Genomic DNA, 15,456 nt, shown 5'->3' on the forward strand with positions numbered 1-15,456 from the left:
CAATTCACAAACTGTTTTTCAGACGACCTCTTTGCCAAACTGCCCGCGCCCTTTCAGACGACCTCAATACAAGGTATGATTACGTCGTTTGTTTATAAGGAAGTTCCCATGAAAGTCCTGTTTATTGCCGATCCGATGGCAAGTTTCAAAACCTATAAAGACACCACCTACGCGATGATGCGTGAGATGGCAAAACGCGGCTGGCAGCTTTTCCATACCTTGAGCGGCGAATTGTCCGTGCAGCAGGGATTGGTGACAGCTCAGACTGCGCCGTTTGAGTTTCTCGGTGCGAAAAACGATGATGACCATGAATGGTTTAAAGTGGCAGACAAAGTTCAGACGACCTTGAAGGACTTCGATGCCGTCATCATGCGCACCGACCCACCATTCGATATGCAGTATCTCTACGCCACCCAATTTCTGACGCTGGCGGAGCAGCAGGGTGCGAAAGTCTTTAACAGCGGACAGGCGATGCGCGATTTCAATGAAAAACTGGCGATTTTGAATTTCAGCCAGTTCACCGCGCCTACGCTGGTTACGACCCGTTCCGCCGATGTCCGCGCATTTTTGAAAGAACACGGTGACATCATCATCAAACCGCTCGACGGCATGGGCGGCATGGGCATTTTCCGCTTGACCGAAAAAGACCCCAATATTGGCAGCATCCTCGAAACCCTGATGCAGCTTGATTCCCGCACCATCATGGCGCAACGCTACATCCCCGAAATCGTCCACGGCGACAAACGCATCCTGATTATCGGCGGCGAAGTCGTCCCCTACGCTTTGGCGCGTATTCCGCAAAACGGCGAAACACGCGGCAACCTTGCAGCAGGCGGGCGCGGCGTGGCGCAGGAATTGAGCGAACGCGACCGAGAAATCGCCGAAACCCTCGCCCCCGAACTCAAACGCCGCGGCATCTTGCTGGCAGGTTTGGACGTCATCGGCAGCAATCTGACCGAAGTCAACGTGACCAGCCCAACCGGTTTCCAAGAAATCATGAAACAAAAAAACTTCGACGTCGCCGCGATGTTTGCCGACGCTGTCGAAGCTTGGTCTAAACAATAATCCCGAAAGGTCGTCTGAAACCCGAATCCGTTTTAGTAAAACCCGCTTTGCTCGTTTTCAGACGACCCCTTTTTACAAATATAAATATTGATACAAACATTACTTATGAAACCATCTTCTTACGCTGCCGATAAAAAAGGCAAAAGCGGCATCAAACGCATCGTCAACGCATTCGGCTATTCCAAAGACGGGCTTGCCGCCGCCTACCGCTATGAAAGCGCGTTCCGCCAAGTATTGTGGTTGAACCTGATTTTGATTGTCTTGACCTTCATCCTCAATTTTGACTCCACGACCAAAATGCTGCTGATTATTGCGTCGTTTGTTTCACTGATTACCGAATTGTTCAACACCGCCGTCGAAGCTGCCGTCGATCACACGTCCACAGAAAAACACGAGTTGGCAAAACGCGCCAAAGATGCCGGCTCCGCCGCGCAATTGCTCGCTTTGACGATGTTGGGTATCGTGTGGGCGATTGCATTGTGGCGCGGGTATGTTTGAATTTACTTTAAGATGATTTATACTTACTAAGTATTAATTCTCATGAATTAATTTGAATCATTTTGTTTAATCTGAGTCAAAGCATTCAGACGACCTTTGCCTGTAAGATAAAAAGCAGTATTATCAACATGCAAAGTCGCGCGGAAGGATTTTCGCCGCAACAAACCCACCCATTTCATCATAAAGGAGCAATACATGAAAAAATTATTGGCAACCCTGATCGCAGCAGGTTTGGTATCCACCGCTTCCGCAGCCGGTGTTCACGTTGAAGACGGTTGGGCGCGTTCTACTGTCGAAGGCATGAAAATGGGCGGCGCGTTCATGAAGATCCACAACGATGAAGCCAAACAAGACTTCTTGGTCGGCGGCAGCAGCCCGGTAGCTGACCGCGTTGAAGTGCATACCCATGTCAACGACAACGGCGTAATGCGCATGCGCGAAGTTAAAGGCGGCATCCCGCTGGAAGCAAAAGGCGTAACCGAGCTGAAACCAGGCAGCTACCACGTTATGTTCATGGGTCTGAAAAAACCGCTGAAAGAAGGCGAAAAAGTACCTGTTACCCTGAAATTCAAAAACGCCAAACCTCAAACCGTACAACTGGAAGTGAAAACCGCACCGCAATCCGGCATGGATCACGGTCACGGCCATGGTCACGGTGGCGCGCATCAACACTAATCGTTCATAGTTTGAACTCAAAAGGTCGTCTGAACATTTTCAGACGACCTTTTTGTTTGGCTCAGTTTCGAGTTGATGCAATATAGTGGATTAAATTTAAATCAGGACAAGGCGACGAAGCCGCAGACAGTACAGATAGTACGGAACCGATTCACTTGGTGCTTCAGCACCTTAGAGAATCGTTCTCTTTGAGCTAAGGCGAAGCAACGCCGTACTGGTTTAAAGTTAATCCACTATATTAGGCAACAGAAGGAAAACGCTTGCCATTAAAGTCAAAAGGTCGTCTGAAAACTTGCCGCGCTTGTTTTCAGACGACTTTTTTCAGTCAAGCCGACGATTAATCAAACAATTCCCGCTGCGCCTGCTCTTTGGTCACGCGCACGTCGGTTTCGCCGTCGGCAAAAGTGATGTGCAGTTTCTGCCCTTGTTTCAGCGCGTCGGCGTTGCGGATGACTTGTCCGCGTGTGTTTTTGACGACGGAGAAGCCGCGCTCCAGAATCTGCTGCGGCGAGACGGCTTCGAGCAGGGCGGTTTGGGCGGTCAGGCTTTGGCGGCGCTGGGCGAGCAGTTGGCGGAAGGTGTGCGACAAGGTCGTCTGAAAGCGGTCGATGTCTTGCCGGTAAACGGAAATATCGGGGCGGAAATGTTGCAGGGCTTGGGTTTGGCGTTCGAAACGGGCGGTGTGGGCGCGGACGTTTTGCGTCATCGAGTAGGATAGGGTTTGCGCCAGTTTGTGGATGTAGGTACGCTGTTCGTCGAGTTTTTGGCGCGGGTGGCGGATTTGCCGCGCGAGCCAGTCGAGCTTTTGGCTGGCATCGAAATAGCGTTGTTCCAAAACGGTTTTCAGACGACCTTTGGCTTGGGTGAGGCGGTGTAACGATTCTTGGCGGTTGGGGCTGACCAGTTCCGCCGCGCCGGTCGGTGTGGGCGCGCGTACGTCGGCGACGAAATCGGCAAGCGTGAAATCGGTTTCGTGTCCCACACCGCTGACGACGGGAATCGCGCAGGCTTCGATGGCGCGCACGACCGGTTCTTCGTTAAACGTCCACAAGTCTTCAATGCTGCCGCCGCCGCGACAGACAATCAACACATCGCATTCGGCGCGTTGCGATGCGGTTTTAATCGCCTGGGCAATCTGAAACTCGCTGCCTGCGCCTTGAACGGCGGTCGGATAAATGATGACGGGAATTTCGGGTGCACGGCGTTTCAAGGTGGTCACGACGTCGCGCAATGCCGCCGCAGCCAGACTGGTTACGATGCCGATACATTGCGCTCGGGCGGGCAAAAGTTTCTTGCGTTCCGCCGCAAACGCGCCTTCCGCCTGCAACTGTGCCTTCAGACGCTCGTAGGCTTCGTAAAGCTGCCCCAAACCCTTGAGCCGCACCTCGTTCACCGTAATCTGAAATTCGCCCCGCGCCTCGTAAATACTGATTTTGCCCGCCACTTCGATATGGTCGCCTTCTTTCAAAGGTTTCGCCAAACGCGCCGCCGCACCCTTGAACATGGCGCAACGCACCTGCGCGCGGCTGTCTTTGAGCGAGAAATAATAATGCCCGCTGGCGGCACGGGTCAGATTGGACACTTCGCCCGCAATCCACAAACCGGCAAGATGGTCTTCCAGCAAGGCTTTGGCGAGGGCGTTGAGTTCGGAGACGGAAATGGAGGAGGGCGCGAAGAGTTCGGACATTGGGGCGGGGATAAATGGGGAAAGGTTGGATTATAAGGGGTTTCAGACGAGGTTTGTATGGGAAAGGTCGTCTGAAAACCTCAAATCCGAGTTTTCAGACGACCTCTTTTATGGGCATCCAAATTAAGCCAGATTTTCCAGCATCCATTTGACGTAGCGCTCGACGCCTGCTTTGACATCCAAAAATTCTTCCTTATATCCGGCTTCGCGCAGTTTGGTGATGTCGGCTTGGGTGAAGCTTTGGTATTTGCCTTTGAGCGCGTCGGGGAAGGGGATGTAGCGAATAAGTTCTTCTTCTATAAGTTCTTTTAAGCTCAATTCAGGTTTGCCTTCGGCGGCACGGCAGGCGTTGACGGTGGCGGCGGCGAGTTCGTTGAACTGTTGGCTGCGGCCGGTGCCAAGGTTGTAGATGCCGGAGAGGTTGGGGTGGTCGTAGAAGTAGAGGTTGACTTTGGCGACGTCTTCGACGCTGACGAAGTCGCGGGTCTGTTCGCCGTTGCCGTAGCCGTCGTTGGCACCGAACAGGTTGACGTAACCGTGTTCGCGGTATTGGTTGAAATGGTGGAAGGCGACGGATGCCATGCGGCCTTTGTGTTGTTCGTGTTGTCCGTAAACGTTGAAGTAGCGGAAGCCGACGACTTGGGCGGTCAGGCCTTCTTTCATGCGGCGGCGCAATACTTGGTCAAACAGGAATTTGGAGTAGCCGTACACGTTGAGCGGTTTTTCAAGTTCGCGCTCTTCGCGGAAGATTTCGCCTTTGCCGTACACGGCGGCGCTGGAGGCGTAGAGGAAGGGGATGCGTTCGTCCTGACACCAGTCCAAGAGGTCGAGCGTGTACTGGTAGTTGTTGTCCATCATGTAGAGGCCGTCGTGGTTCATGGTGTCGGAACACGCGCCTTGGTGGAAGACGGCTTCAATGTCTTCGTAAGGCAGAAGATGGCCGCGCACTTGGCGGATGAATTCGTGTTTGTCGAGGTAGTGGGCGATTTCGCACTCAGCAAGGTTTTTGAATTTTTCGCCACGGGTCAGGTTGTCGACGGCGACGATGTCGGTGATGCCTCGTTGGTTGAGAGCTTTGACGATGTTGCTGCCGATAAAGCCGGCCGCGCCTGTTACGATGATGGTCATATTGGGTTTCCTTTGTTTTTTGTAGAGTAATTAAAAAATTCAAATCTTTTGAAGAATAATTTAATTTCCCACAACTGTCTTCAATAGGGCGATCAGAGTGGAAGCTGGAATGGAATCTATCCCCTTCTCAATCAATTTACTTAAAGCTACATCTTTCATCTTGCTTAATTCTCTAAGGAAAAAGTTCTTATCCTCCTTCTTGATATCTGATTCTCCTATTTTTTGTTCAAATATCTTATAAATTGTATCCTGATGTAACTTAACAGTAACGACACCCAAAATAGCTGACAATCCACCATCATCCTCTAGAAAATCAAAAGCTTTTTCCGTTGGTGTTATCAGCGACCAGACTATATTTGGTATTTCACTCTCTAAATAATCCAAATAAGCAGATTCATTGCATAAAAGCATTTCATGCATTTTTAAATATAATATTGTTCCAACAACTTCTTTCTCACCATACTGTCGTAATAAACTAGAATAAAACTCCTCCTCTGGGCGTTCTGGAAATTTTTCAGTTATATGTTTAAGTATTTTTTCTTGAAGTTCCCTATTAATCTTCATTAAAACCATCCTAAATTAATTTTATTTTTTAAATGCTCTATATTTTTTTAATATTGACATAAGGTCGTCTGAAAAGAAATTACTGCTCTTCTAATGCTTTGTTCAACTCTGCAAACGAGCAAACCGCTGTGCCGAGTTTGGCGACGACGACGCCGGCGGCGGTATTGGCAAGGTGCATGGCTTCGGGCATGGTGTAGCCTGCCGCCAGCCCCAAACCCACTCCGGCAATGACGGTGTCGCCTGCGCCGGATACGTCGTAAACTTCTTGGGCGCGGGTGGGCTGGTAAATGGGTTCGCCTTCGCTGAACAGGGTCATGCCCTCTTCGCTTCGGGTCAATAAAACGGCGGTCAGGTCGAGGTGGCGGCGCAGGTTTTGCGCTTTTTCGGTCAGCTCGCTTTCGTTTTTCCAACTGCCGACCACTTCTTTCAATTCGGCGCGGTTGGGCGTAATCAGCGTGGCGCCGGCGTATTTTTCGTAATCGTCGCCTTTGGGGTCGATTAATACGGTTTTACCTGCGTGTTTTGCCCAATCTATCATATCGGAGATATGCGACAGGCCGCCTTTGCCGTAGTCCGAAAAAATGATTGCATCGTATTCGGGCAATATTTCACGGTATTTCTGCTTGATTTGCTCCAACACTTCGCGGTTGGGATGTTCTTCAAAATCAAGGCGGATAAGCTGCTGGTTGCGGGCGACGACACGCAGTTTGACGGTGGTGGCGATTTGTTTGTCGCGCATCAGATAGGAGGCAACGCCATCTTGCGCCATCAGCGCGTCGAGCGCGTTGGCGGCTTCGTCGTCGCCGGTTACCGACAACAGCCCTGCTTTGCCGCCCAACGAAGCGATGTTGCGCGCAACATTCGCCGCTCCGCCCGCGCGTTGGTCGATTCGTCCGATTTTCGCCACCGGAACGGGGGCTTCGGGCGAAATACGGGACACGTCGCCAAACCAATAGCGGTCGAGCATCACGTCGCCGACAACCAGGACTTTGGCTTGTGCGAAACGGGATTTGAGGGTTTCTTGTTGGAACTTGGTGGGCATTTTCTGCACTCCAAAATTAGTTATTTTTTGTGTGTGAAAACTTCAATGTATTCTCAGCGCACTCACCTGCAGATTTACTGATTAAAAATAAAATCTGACTTTTTATTATTCTTCAAAATCGAAAGGAGACCAATCGGTAACAGGAGAAAAATAATCCTCTCCCTCTTTTTTTTCAAAAACGCTACCTATATCCGCCCAAAACAGCTCCCCAACATCTGCTTGATAATGAGTAAGTCGCGTCAAGCTTTGAAAGGAGAAGTTTTCAGAGTTATTCATGTATTCATCATCTTCTGTTCCGGAAAGTACTCGCCATCCGCTATCAAATGGTAAATCCCCTTGATGTTCCCGATACATAAATCTAATAGGAAGCCCCTCTTCAACAATTTTATGTGACACAATCGCATACCATCCAACAGGGGTATCCTTTACAAGTAAATCATCTTCTGGAAATGCATCATGATCAAAAATATTGCTCGCATCTGAACCACATTGAGACATCGAATAATTTCCTTTCTAAGCTGAAATTTTTTGGTTATTTATCTATCGTATCAAAGTAAGGTAGTTTCCTTTGAACGGTATCAAAATTGTTGATGTTCAAGCGTTTGCCACGCGGTTCACTTCGCGCAATACGGCTACCGAATCGGCCGCTTGGGTAACAGGTCGGCCCATCACCAGATAAGTCGAACCTGCCGCCAATGCTTCAGCAGGCGTCATGATGCGGCGTTGGTCGTCGTTGTTGCCGGCAACGTCCAAACGGATGCCGGGCGTTACCAAGACAAAATCCTGCCCCAATTCGCGGCGCAGCGGCGCGGCTTCTTGGGCGGAGCAGACCACGCCGTCCAAGCCCGAACTTTGCGCCAGTTTCGCCAAGCGGATGACTTGCTCTTCAGGGGCAATGTTCAAACCGATTTCTGCTAAATCGCTTTGTTCCATGCTGGTCAATACGGTTACGCCGATTAGGAGCGGTTTCGTGCCGTATCCGGCAACGGCTTCGGCGGCGGCCTCCATCATGCGGCGGCCGCCCGATGCGTGCATATCGACCATCCACACACCCATGTCGGCGGCGACTTTGCACGCCTGCGCGACGGTGTGGGGAATGTCGTGGTATTTCAAATCGAGAAAGAGTTTGAAACCCTGATGAATCAGGCTTTCCGCCAAACTGCGTCCCGTCGCGGTAAACAACTCTTTGCCGATTTTGATTTGGCACAACGTCGGATCAAGGTTGCGGACAAATCCGAGCGTGTCTTTTTCGTTGGCAAAATCAAGGGCAACGATGACGGGGGTGCGTTGTTGCGGAGTTTGGAAGTCGGTGATTAAAGGATTCATGGTGTTTTCGTTTCGGGTTTTGCCCGTAGGCACGGCCGTTATTGTCTATCACGCAGTTTATCAAAAAGAGGTCGTCTGAAAACCTGATTGCTTGTTTTCAGACGACCTTTTCGATTTATTTGCCCAATGCGCCCAATACTTCGGCTTTCACGGCTTCTACCGGTTGAGTGCCGTCAACCTTGATGTATTTCGGCGCGTGTTCGCCCTCCAGCTTGCTGTAAAAATCGACCAGCACTTCGGTTTGCTCGTGGTAAACGGCAAGGCGTTTTTTGACGGTTTCTTCTTTGTCGTCGTCGCGCTGAATCAAATCTTCGCCGGTTACGTCGTCTTTGCCTTCGACTTTGGGCGGATTGTAGGTAACGTGGTAGGTGCGGCCGGAAGACAAGTGAACGCGGCGGCCGCTCATGCGGTCGACAATCACGCTGTCGGGTACGTCGATTTCAACCACGGCGTCCAAATCCACGCCCGCTTCAACCATCGCTTCGGCTTGTGCCAGCGTGCGCGGGAAACCGTCAAACAGGAAACCGTTTTTGCAGTCGTCTTGCGCGATGCGTTCTTTCACCATGCCGATGATGATGTCGTCGCGTACCAAGCCGCCTTCGTCAATGATTTTTTTCGCTTCCAAACCCAGCGGCGTGCCTGCTTTAATCGCAGCGCGGAGCATGTCGCCGGTGGAAATTTGCGGAATGCCGAACGCAGCGGTAATGAATTGAGCCTGAGTGCCTTTGCCCGCGCCCGGCGCGCCTAACAATAATACTTTCATGGTTGTTCCTTCTTGTTAAGTGATATGGATTTGAAACGTGATTCAAATGATTTTACACGGCTTGCGTTTATCGTTCAAAACTTCAGACGGCCTGTCCCGCGCCGAAATGTTTCCATGCGTCATCGCGCATTTCGGCAAACCATGTGTCTTCGGGAAACCGTGCCAACGCGTCTTTCAAAGTGGAAAGCAGGTTTTGCGATAAAGTCTTAGCCAAATACTCTTCCTCGTTGGCTTCCGCCGCCTTGTCCGCCTGCTGCGCCAAACCGCGCGCGCGCGTCTGATGCCCGTGTGCCAAGTAGTTGAGCGCAATCACCTTTTGTGCCCAAAGCTGCGGAATCTTGGGGCTGTCTTGCAGCAATACCGACAAAATCGACACGGCAACCGTCAGCCTGCCGCCGTTCAAACGCAAATCCAGCGAACGGTTGGGCGGCAGCGTGCTGAGCGTTTCCGCCATACGGAACCAAAACTCGCCGCTGGCTTCATCCGGCGCGGCGGCTTTCAACATCTCATAGTTAAACTCTTGGTCATCGTTTTGAACCAGCAGGGCAACATCGGCAAGCAGTTTTTGCTCCTCGCGGCTCAAATGGCGTAAATCGGTCATAAAGGGCTTTCTGTTGGTGTTTGGGTAGAACGGATTATCGGGTTTGGTGTGTACTGAAAAACAGCTTTTTACGGCTCATCATTTTCAGACGACCTATCTCACTCCATTGGATCGTGATAAGGCTCGTCCAAATAATAAGGTTTCGCTTTCAATCTTTCCCATTTGACTTTCGGACGGTCTTTCGACGAACCGAACACATTGCCGCCAGTCGTTCTCTTCCGCTTTCCAGTCAGATAATTGTCGCTGTACTCCTCAATTTTGCCCGAAGCTCTGTGATATTCGTGATATGAATATCCAATCAGTAGAAAGCGGTCGTTTTGGTAACGGAATAGGTAGTCACTGCGGTCTTTCCACCAGTTTCCGCAACTGAAAAAACCTTCAAAATGGACTTTCAGACGACCTTTATCGATGGATACATCAGAAAGTGGGTCATTCAGACATCCTTTATCTTTATCGCTTTCAGGCGGAATCAGCGTTGTGTTTTCGACAGCCGTCTTGTAACCGTCTGCCTGCTTGAACAATACTTTCAACATCCTCGGGTTGGTATCCAAATCAGGTAGTCCCATAGAGTCGTTTGGGATGATGTTTGCCTTGTCTTGCTTTTGCAGCACCAAAACGGCATCGGCTTGATTGTCGCCGTTTAAATCCCCCTCCACGCTTTTGATGATTTTCCAGCCTTTGGGAACGTACGCGGAAAAATCGGCGGCGTAAACAGGTAGGGCGATGCAGGATAAAAATATCAATATGCTGCGTTTCATAGCAATTCCTGATGGTAGAAAATTCAAGCAGCCCGTAGCACGGGCTTCACTTGCGAAACCTAATGCCGAAACCGACTGATTTCGGATTTTGGCGAAATCTGCTTCGCTTGTTTTAGCGAAACTCGCTTCGCTCGTTTTCAGACGACCTCGAACGCAGCCCTGACCCTGTCCAAATCCTCTTGCGTATCCACACCGGCAGCAGGGGCTTCTTTGGCGGTTTCGACGGCAATCGGGTAGCCGTGCCACAGGACGCGCAGTTGTTCCAGCGATTCTATGGTTTCCAGCGGCGAGACGCTCATTTCGGCGTAGCGTTGCAGGAAGCCGGCGCGGTAGGCGTAGATGCCGATATGGCGCAGGACGGCGGTTTCGGCGGGCAATTCGCGTTTTTCGGCGCGCATGGCATCGCGCGGATAGGGAATCGGGGCGCGGCTGAAGTAGATGGCGTTGCGGTTTTTGTCGAGGACGACTTTGACGACGTTGGGATTCATAAATTCGTCGAAATCGTGCAATTCGTGCGCCGCGGTCGCCATTTGTACGTTGTTTTCTACCAAGACTTCGGCGGTGCGGTCGATGAGTTCGGGGGCAATCAGCGGCTCGTCGCCCTGTACGTTGACGACCACCAGATGTTGCGGCAGCTTCAGCGCGGCGGCGGCTTCGGCAAGGCGGGTCGTGCCGCTTTCGTGTCGGTTTGAAGTCATAACGACTTCGACGCCGTGCGCCTGACAGGCTGCATGAATATCGGGATGGTCGGTGGCAACGACGACGCGCGCCGCCTTGCTTTTTGCCGCCTGTTCGGCAACGCGCACGACCATCGGTTTGCCGTGAATATCCGCCAAGGCTTTTCCGGGCAGGCGCGATGAATCCAGCCGCGCCGGAATCAATACGACGAATTCGGTCATGCTTTGAGTTCCTCTTCGCTCAACGCTCGTGCTTCGTTTTCCAGCATATAGGGAATGCCGTCTTTAATCGGATACGCCAGCTTCGCCTGACGGCTCCACAATTCCTGTTTGTCCTGATGATATTCCAGCCTGCCTTTGGTAACGGGGCAGACGAGGATGTCTAAGAATTTTTTTTCCATGGGGTTTCTTTCGGGTTTGATGGTTTTAGCGAAACTCGCTTCGCTCGTTTTCAGACGACCTCAAGCGGCATTATTTTGTCCGTGCCGGTTTTTGGGGTTGCGTTGAGCAGGCTGGGGCAGGATTTTTGCCGCTGCACATAATCTGCTGGATTTCTCGGACTAATTTTTCGTTTTGATTTGATTTTTCGTATTTTTCGGCAATGATGTTCATTGTCGGATTCATCGTTGCCTCAAGATAGCGCGGCATTTTATCGAGTATTGATTGACCTACCTCCGTGCCGTAAAAGCCAATCAACGCATCGACTTCTTCCTGAGTAAGAACTGTTTTTATGCCCTCCATAGTTGCTTTACGCAATTGGGCACGCACTTTCGGGGTATTGATTTCGGCGGCTATTTGGTTTGCATGATTTTTCAAGGCTGCCTCCAACTGAGGACGCTTGTCCGCCGGCGCATCTTTCAAAAAATTCTGTATATTAGGATTGGAGAGCATAATGCCTCCAACCCTTTGGAAAGACTGATCCAACAGAGCGTCCATCCTTTGTACTTCAAACAGACGTTTCAGCGACGCATCACTGGGCGGGGCGGCAAATGCGTTGGCACACAATGCCAGCGCGGCGAAGGGCAATAATAAGGTTTTCAGTTTCATCTTTTTCTCCTTTTTAAGATTTAAGAGGTGCATTTTTGTCCTGATGATATTCCAGTTTGCCTTTGGTAACGGGGCAGACGAGGATGTCTAAGAATTTTTTTCGATGGGGTTTCTTTCGGGTTTGATAAATTGGAGGTCGTCTGAAATATTTTCAGACGACTATAATTTATTTCTTATGCTTTTTTTCAACCTGTTTGGCTTGTTTGCAGCTTGCATCAGGGTTTTTGCCGCCGCACATGATACCTTGTATCTCTTTCGCAAATTCAGGCATATGACGCTGTACAGCTTTCTCTGTTAATGTAAATCCAAACGTCGTTATTTCACTCATCGCTTGATTGAACATAAGAGGTGTCTTGGCAACAATAGCCTGCCCGATAGGCGAACTATAAAAGGCAATCATGCTGTCAACTTCTTCTTGAGTGTATGTTGATTTGGCATTCTTTAATAAAGTATTGCGAACAGCCTGCTTCATTTCGGGTGTCATCAAATCTCTCAAAACATTCTCGCGATAACGGTCAATAGCTTTTGCCATTTGTTCTTTTTTCGCTTCAGGTACGTTGGCAAGGGCTTTATCTGCATATGGTTTAAATTCAATATTGAAACCGTCAATCATATTTTTTTCCATATCCCGGTCGAAATTCTGCGTATCCAACCAACGCTCCAGCGACGCATCGCTGGGTGTAGCGGCAAATGCGTTGGTACACAATGCCAGCGCGGCGAAGGGCAATAATAAGGTTTTCAGTTTCATCTTTTTCTCCTTTTTAAGTTTAAGGGTTAAGGGGTACATTCTTCAGGCATGATTTTTTCGACTTCTTTTTCAAATTCAATTAGGTAGCGTTCGCTAATTGTTTCTATTTCTTTCATATCCGCTTCGCTTGGCTCTATATTGGCGAGTTTTTTTAAGAATGACGAATTTTTCTCCGCGATTGATTGTCCTACGGGAGTCTCATAAAACGCAATCATGGCATCAATCTCTTGTTGAGTGAATTCGTCTCTAGCAATTTTTTTTATTTCTTTTATTAGCTTGTTTCTACGTTGCGGTGTGAAATAGGCTGTAATCATTTTGTTTATATAACGGTCTGACGCAGCTTGTAATTGCGGCTGAAGTTCCGGTGGATATGAGGCGATGACCGGTTGCATGAGCTGTCGGTTTTGTGCTTCCGTCATGTTGGTCAAATTTTTGAGAAAGTCGCGTTCGATATGCTGGACTTCCATCCATCTATTTAAAGACTTATCGCTTGGAGGTGCGGCAGTTGCGGCGGAACAGGCGGCAATGGCAATGAAAGTGAGCAGCAGTTTTTTCAGGTTCATAAATTTCCTTATTATTAAAGACAAACAGCAACAAAGATTCAATTGATTTCAGACGACCTGTCGAGAGCCTTCCAAGCGTCCCAACACGAATGCCGCCAAATCAGGTTCGATTATCGCACAAACGGGCAAAACCCATACATGATTCAGATTGAGGTCGTCTGAAAACTTGACCGCATCCTTTTCCGTAATAATGACTGCATCCGCATTGGGCAAATCTGCCGCTGCGATGTCGGCATGGTCAGGCAGCGCGACGGTTTGGTTCAAGGGGATGCCCATGTTCCGCAGTGAATCGAAAAAACGCTCTGGCTTGGCGATACCTGCCACAGCGGCGACGGTTTGTTTTTTCAGACGACCTGTGTCCAGTGTTTCGGACGGCTGGTTCAAACGGTAAATTTGTCCCGTTTCGATACGGCTGTGGAACATATTTTCAGACGGCGCAAACGACGCATCCGCCTTGCCGCCGCTGACCACGACCGCATCCACCGAGTCCAGCCGCGACAAAGGTTCGCGCAAACTGCCGTTGGGCAGCAGATCCAAATCTGTTCGCCCCGTATCCACTGCCGGAAACACCGCGATTTCCACATCCCGCCGCAAGGCGTAATGCTGCAAACCGTCGTCCGCCACAATCAGCCCGATGTCGGGATGCGCTGCCAGCAACGCCCTGCCTGCCTCCGCACGGCTGCTGCCCACCGCCGTCGGCGCGTCGGTTTTACGGAACAGCAGCAAAGGCTCGTCGCCCGCATCTTCCGCTCGGCTCGCGACATTCAATACATGAACCGCCTTGCTCTTGCGCCCGTAGCCTCGGCTGATGATGCCGACCTTGATGCCTTTTTCCTGCAAGCTAGACACCAGCGCGGCGACAATCGGCGTTTTCCCCGTCCCGCCCGCGTGGATATTGCCGACCACGACCACGGGCACGGACAGCTTTTCGCTTTTCAGACGACCTGAAACGAAATCATCGCGCCGTTTCGCCGCAATTTTGGCAAACAGCTTGGATAAGGGTTTGAGCAGGAAAGATAAAAACGGATTGGGGCGTTGCCAATGGCGTTCGATGATTTGATGGAGTTTGGGCATTCAGACGACCTTGTAGCTGCGTTTCTTTGTAGGCAGAGCCTACACCATTTTGGAGAATAAGTCGTTCAGGCTAGGGTTTCGATGCGGTTATCGGGCATGACGAGCCAGACTTTTGCTTGTTTGGCGCGGGCGGCGGTACGGATGGCGGCTTCGTCCATGATGGAAAACGCGGTGGAGAAGGCATCGGCAACGGCGGCGGTCGGCGCCATGACGCTGACGCTGCGGTAGCGCGGTTCGGCAGTGCCGGTGCGCGGGTCGAAGAGGTGGGTGAACTTGCCGGCTTCGTCCATCACGGTACCGTAGCCGCCTGAGGTGGCGAAGGCTTGGTTTTGCATGGGGAGGGTCAGGAGGGTGGCTTCTTCGTTTTGGGGATTGCGGATGCCGACGTTCCATGTGCGTTGGTTGTCGGTGTCGAAACCGCGGATTTCGCCCATATCGACGAGGGCTTGGCGGATCCCGTGTTGTTGCAGCAGGGCGGTGATTTTGTCGGTGATGTAGCCTTGGGCGATGCCGTTGAGGGACAAGCCCATGCCTTTTTGTTCGAAGAGGATGGCTTTTTGGTCGAAGACGACGTGTTTGAAGCCGACGAGTTTGAGGGTGCGCCGGATGTCTGGTTCGGACGGCGGGGTTTCAGCACGCGGGTTGCGGCGGAAATGGTCTGCGTAAAGATTCCACAGCACTTGGACGGTGGGGTCGAACGCGCCGTCTGTCAGGGCGTGGATGTCGCGGCAGATGCTTAAAAGGGCGAGGAAGTCGGGTGGCGGGTTGTTCAGACGACCTTCTTTGTTCAGTCGGTTGATCAGGCTGTCTTCGCGGTAGAGGCTGAAGATTTTTTCGAGGCGGGCGACTTCGGCGAGAACTTTGTTGACAAGGATTTCAGCTTCTTTGCGGTCAACGCCGAAGAGGCGGAGCTCGGCGCCGGAACCCAGCGCAATGCCTTTCCAGATAACGGGCTCGCCGGTGGTTGGTAACGGGGTAGGGCGGTTGCGGTTTAGGAGAAAGGGTGCGGTCGCTCCGGCGGCAGTCAGGGCGACGATGGCGAAAAAGCGGCGGCGGGTGAGCGGGGTGTTCATGGCTTGGGATGGGTCGTCTGAAAAAGCGGCAGTGTTGGAGGAACGGGCGGAAGTCGGCTTATCTGGGTTTGCGTTTGAAGGCGTTGGGAAAGTGTTTTAGAAGCGCCGCCATTTCCGCACAGGATTTTTATGGTTACGGAAAGGACGGCGGGCGACGGCTGGGGCTT

General features: G+C 51.1%; 19 protein-coding genes and 1 pseudogene. 3 read left to right on the forward strand and 17 right to left on the reverse strand.

Features of this window, described 5'->3' with window-relative positions:
* Positions 1-108 precede the first annotated feature (108 nt).
* The 3 genes from gshB (at position 109) to DBZ16_RS11695 (ending at position 2,238) form a co-directional block, all read left to right on the forward strand.
* The gene (gene gshB, locus DBZ16_RS11685) at positions 109-1,065 is read left to right on the forward strand and encodes a glutathione synthase (RefSeq protein WP_107814120.1); all 957 of its coding nucleotides are present in this window, start codon (positions 109-111) and stop codon (positions 1,063-1,065) included.
* Positions 1,066-1,170: 105 nt separating this feature from the next.
* Positions 1,171-1,563 carry a diacylglycerol kinase gene (locus tag DBZ16_RS11690; protein ID WP_107814121.1) on the forward strand — a complete coding sequence of 131 codons (393 nt, stop codon included), beginning with the start codon at positions 1,171-1,173 and terminating at the stop codon, positions 1,561-1,563.
* 195 nt (positions 1,564-1,758) lie between these two features.
* The gene (locus DBZ16_RS11695; RefSeq protein WP_049229883.1) at positions 1,759-2,238 is read left to right on the forward strand and encodes a copper chaperone PCu(A)C; all 480 of its coding nucleotides are present in this window, start codon (positions 1,759-1,761) and stop codon (positions 2,236-2,238) included.
* A 337-nt stretch (positions 2,239-2,575) separates the two neighbouring features.
* Here DBZ16_RS11695 and xseA read toward each other — a convergent pair whose 3' ends face one another.
* From xseA to DBZ16_RS11780, 17 genes and pseudogenes are all read right to left on the reverse strand, one after another.
* The gene (gene xseA, locus DBZ16_RS11705; protein WP_107814122.1) at positions 2,576-3,925 is read right to left on the reverse strand and encodes an exodeoxyribonuclease VII large subunit; all 1,350 of its coding nucleotides are present in this window, start codon (positions 3,923-3,925) and stop codon (positions 2,576-2,578) included.
* A 123-nt stretch (positions 3,926-4,048) separates the two neighbouring features.
* Positions 4,049-5,053, reverse strand: coding sequence for an ADP-glyceromanno-heptose 6-epimerase (gene rfaD / locus DBZ16_RS11710; RefSeq protein ID WP_107814123.1), 1,005 nt, complete (start codon positions 5,051-5,053; stop codon positions 4,049-4,051).
* A 60-nt stretch (positions 5,054-5,113) separates the two neighbouring features.
* Positions 5,114-5,617 (reverse strand): hypothetical protein, encoded by a 504-nt coding sequence (locus DBZ16_RS11715; protein ID WP_107814124.1) that lies wholly within the window; start codon positions 5,615-5,617, stop codon positions 5,114-5,116.
* Positions 5,618-5,696: 79 nt separating this feature from the next.
* A complete protein-coding gene (gene hldA, locus DBZ16_RS11720) occupies positions 5,697-6,659 on the reverse strand; it encodes an ADP-heptose synthase (RefSeq protein WP_101809647.1) in 963 nt (320 codons plus the stop codon).
* 105 nt (positions 6,660-6,764) lie between these two features.
* Positions 6,765-7,157, reverse strand: coding sequence for a DUF2185 domain-containing protein (locus tag DBZ16_RS11725; RefSeq protein WP_070496853.1), 393 nt, complete (start codon positions 7,155-7,157; stop codon positions 6,765-6,767).
* A gap of 96 nt (positions 7,158-7,253) precedes the next feature.
* A complete protein-coding gene (gene pyrF, locus DBZ16_RS11730; RefSeq protein ID WP_070496850.1) occupies positions 7,254-7,985 on the reverse strand; it encodes an orotidine-5'-phosphate decarboxylase in 732 nt (243 codons plus the stop codon).
* A gap of 115 nt (positions 7,986-8,100) precedes the next feature.
* A complete protein-coding gene (adk, locus tag DBZ16_RS11735) occupies positions 8,101-8,748 on the reverse strand; it encodes an adenylate kinase (protein WP_107814125.1) in 648 nt (215 codons plus the stop codon).
* Positions 8,749-8,830: 82 nt separating this feature from the next.
* Positions 8,831-9,349, reverse strand: a complete 519-nt coding sequence (locus DBZ16_RS11740) for a 3-deoxy-manno-octulosonate cytidylyltransferase (protein ID WP_107814126.1) — start codon at positions 9,347-9,349, stop codon at positions 8,831-8,833.
* A gap of 98 nt (positions 9,350-9,447) precedes the next feature.
* Positions 9,448-10,107 (reverse strand): hypothetical protein, encoded by a 660-nt coding sequence (locus DBZ16_RS11745; RefSeq protein ID WP_107814127.1) that lies wholly within the window; start codon positions 10,105-10,107, stop codon positions 9,448-9,450.
* A gap of 137 nt (positions 10,108-10,244) precedes the next feature.
* Positions 10,245-11,006, reverse strand: coding sequence for a 3-deoxy-manno-octulosonate cytidylyltransferase (gene kdsB, locus DBZ16_RS11750; RefSeq protein WP_107814128.1), 762 nt, complete (start codon positions 11,004-11,006; stop codon positions 10,245-10,247).
* Complete coding sequence (locus DBZ16_RS11755) at positions 11,003-11,185, reverse strand: Trm112 family protein (RefSeq protein WP_002221286.1); 183 nt, start codon at positions 11,183-11,185, stop codon at positions 11,003-11,005. Before DBZ16_RS11755 ends, kdsB begins: the two co-directional genes overlap by 4 nt.
* A 70-nt stretch (positions 11,186-11,255) precedes the next feature.
* Entirely contained in the window at positions 11,256-11,831 is a 576-nt protein-coding gene (locus DBZ16_RS11760; RefSeq protein ID WP_107814129.1) for a DUF2059 domain-containing protein, read from the reverse strand.
* A 34-nt stretch (positions 11,832-11,865) separates the two neighbouring features.
* Positions 11,866-11,961: pseudogene (locus DBZ16_RS16640) on the reverse strand (Trm112 family protein); the annotation flags it as partial.
* A 36-nt stretch (positions 11,962-11,997) separates the two neighbouring features.
* Complete coding sequence (locus DBZ16_RS11765; protein WP_107814145.1) at positions 11,998-12,579, reverse strand: DUF2059 domain-containing protein; 582 nt, start codon at positions 12,577-12,579, stop codon at positions 11,998-12,000.
* Between the two features lie 26 nt (positions 12,580-12,605).
* Positions 12,606-13,142 (reverse strand): DUF2059 domain-containing protein, encoded by a 537-nt coding sequence (locus DBZ16_RS11770; protein ID WP_107814130.1) that lies wholly within the window; start codon positions 13,140-13,142, stop codon positions 12,606-12,608.
* Positions 13,143-13,190: 48 nt separating this feature from the next.
* Positions 13,191-14,216, reverse strand: a complete 1,026-nt coding sequence (gene lpxK / locus DBZ16_RS11775) for a tetraacyldisaccharide 4'-kinase (protein WP_107814131.1) — start codon at positions 14,214-14,216, stop codon at positions 13,191-13,193.
* A 65-nt stretch (positions 14,217-14,281) separates the two neighbouring features.
* Positions 14,282-15,289, reverse strand: coding sequence for an FAD:protein FMN transferase (locus DBZ16_RS11780; protein WP_107814132.1), 1,008 nt, complete (start codon positions 15,287-15,289; stop codon positions 14,282-14,284).
* Positions 15,290-15,456: the final 167 nt, after the last annotated feature.

The organism is Neisseria sicca, from assembly GCF_003044565.1.
Lineage (GTDB): Bacteria > Pseudomonadota > Gammaproteobacteria > Burkholderiales > Neisseriaceae > Neisseria > Neisseria sicca_A.

Coding starts and splice junctions, on each gene's coding strand:
- gshB (WP_107814120.1), top strand. CDS start 109: ATGAAAGTCCTGTTTATTGCCGATCCGATGGCAAGTTTCAAAACCTAT.
- DBZ16_RS11690 (WP_107814121.1), top strand. CDS start 1,171: ATGAAACCATCTTCTTACGCTGCCGATAAAAAAGGCAAAAGCGGCATC.
- DBZ16_RS11695 (WP_049229883.1), top strand. CDS start 1,759: ATGAAAAAATTATTGGCAACCCTGATCGCAGCAGGTTTGGTATCCACC.
- xseA (WP_107814122.1), bottom strand. CDS start 3,925: ATGTCCGAACTCTTCGCGCCCTCCTCCATTTCCGTCTCCGAACTCAAC.
- rfaD (WP_107814123.1), bottom strand. CDS start 5,053: ATGACCATCATCGTAACAGGCGCGGCCGGCTTTATCGGCAGCAACATC.
- DBZ16_RS11715 (WP_107814124.1), bottom strand. CDS start 5,617: ATGAAGATTAATAGGGAACTTCAAGAAAAAATACTTAAACATATAACT.
- hldA (WP_101809647.1), bottom strand. CDS start 6,659: ATGCCCACCAAGTTCCAACAAGAAACCCTCAAATCCCGTTTCGCACAA.
- DBZ16_RS11725 (WP_070496853.1), bottom strand. CDS start 7,157: ATGTCTCAATGTGGTTCAGATGCGAGCAATATTTTTGATCATGATGCA.
- pyrF (WP_070496850.1), bottom strand. CDS start 7,985: ATGAATCCTTTAATCACCGACTTCCAAACTCCGCAACAACGCACCCCC.
- adk (WP_107814125.1), bottom strand. CDS start 8,748: ATGAAAGTATTATTGTTAGGCGCGCCGGGCGCGGGCAAAGGCACTCAG.
- DBZ16_RS11740 (WP_107814126.1), bottom strand. CDS start 9,349: ATGACCGATTTACGCCATTTGAGCCGCGAGGAGCAAAAACTGCTTGCC.
- DBZ16_RS11745 (WP_107814127.1), bottom strand. CDS start 10,107: ATGAAACGCAGCATATTGATATTTTTATCCTGCATCGCCCTACCTGTT.
- kdsB (WP_107814128.1), bottom strand. CDS start 11,006: ATGACCGAATTCGTCGTATTGATTCCGGCGCGGCTGGATTCATCGCGC.
- DBZ16_RS11755 (WP_002221286.1), bottom strand. CDS start 11,185: ATGGAAAAAAAATTCTTAGACATCCTCGTCTGCCCCGTTACCAAAGGC.
- DBZ16_RS11760 (WP_107814129.1), bottom strand. CDS start 11,831: ATGAAACTGAAAACCTTATTATTGCCCTTCGCCGCGCTGGCATTGTGT.
- DBZ16_RS11765 (WP_107814145.1), bottom strand. CDS start 12,579: ATGAAACTGAAAACCTTATTATTGCCCTTCGCCGCGCTGGCATTGTGT.
- DBZ16_RS11770 (WP_107814130.1), bottom strand. CDS start 13,142: ATGAACCTGAAAAAACTGCTGCTCACTTTCATTGCCATTGCCGCCTGT.
- lpxK (WP_107814131.1), bottom strand. CDS start 14,216: ATGCCCAAACTCCATCAAATCATCGAACGCCATTGGCAACGCCCCAAT.
- DBZ16_RS11780 (WP_107814132.1), bottom strand. CDS start 15,289: ATGAACACCCCGCTCACCCGCCGCCGCTTTTTCGCCATCGTCGCCCTG.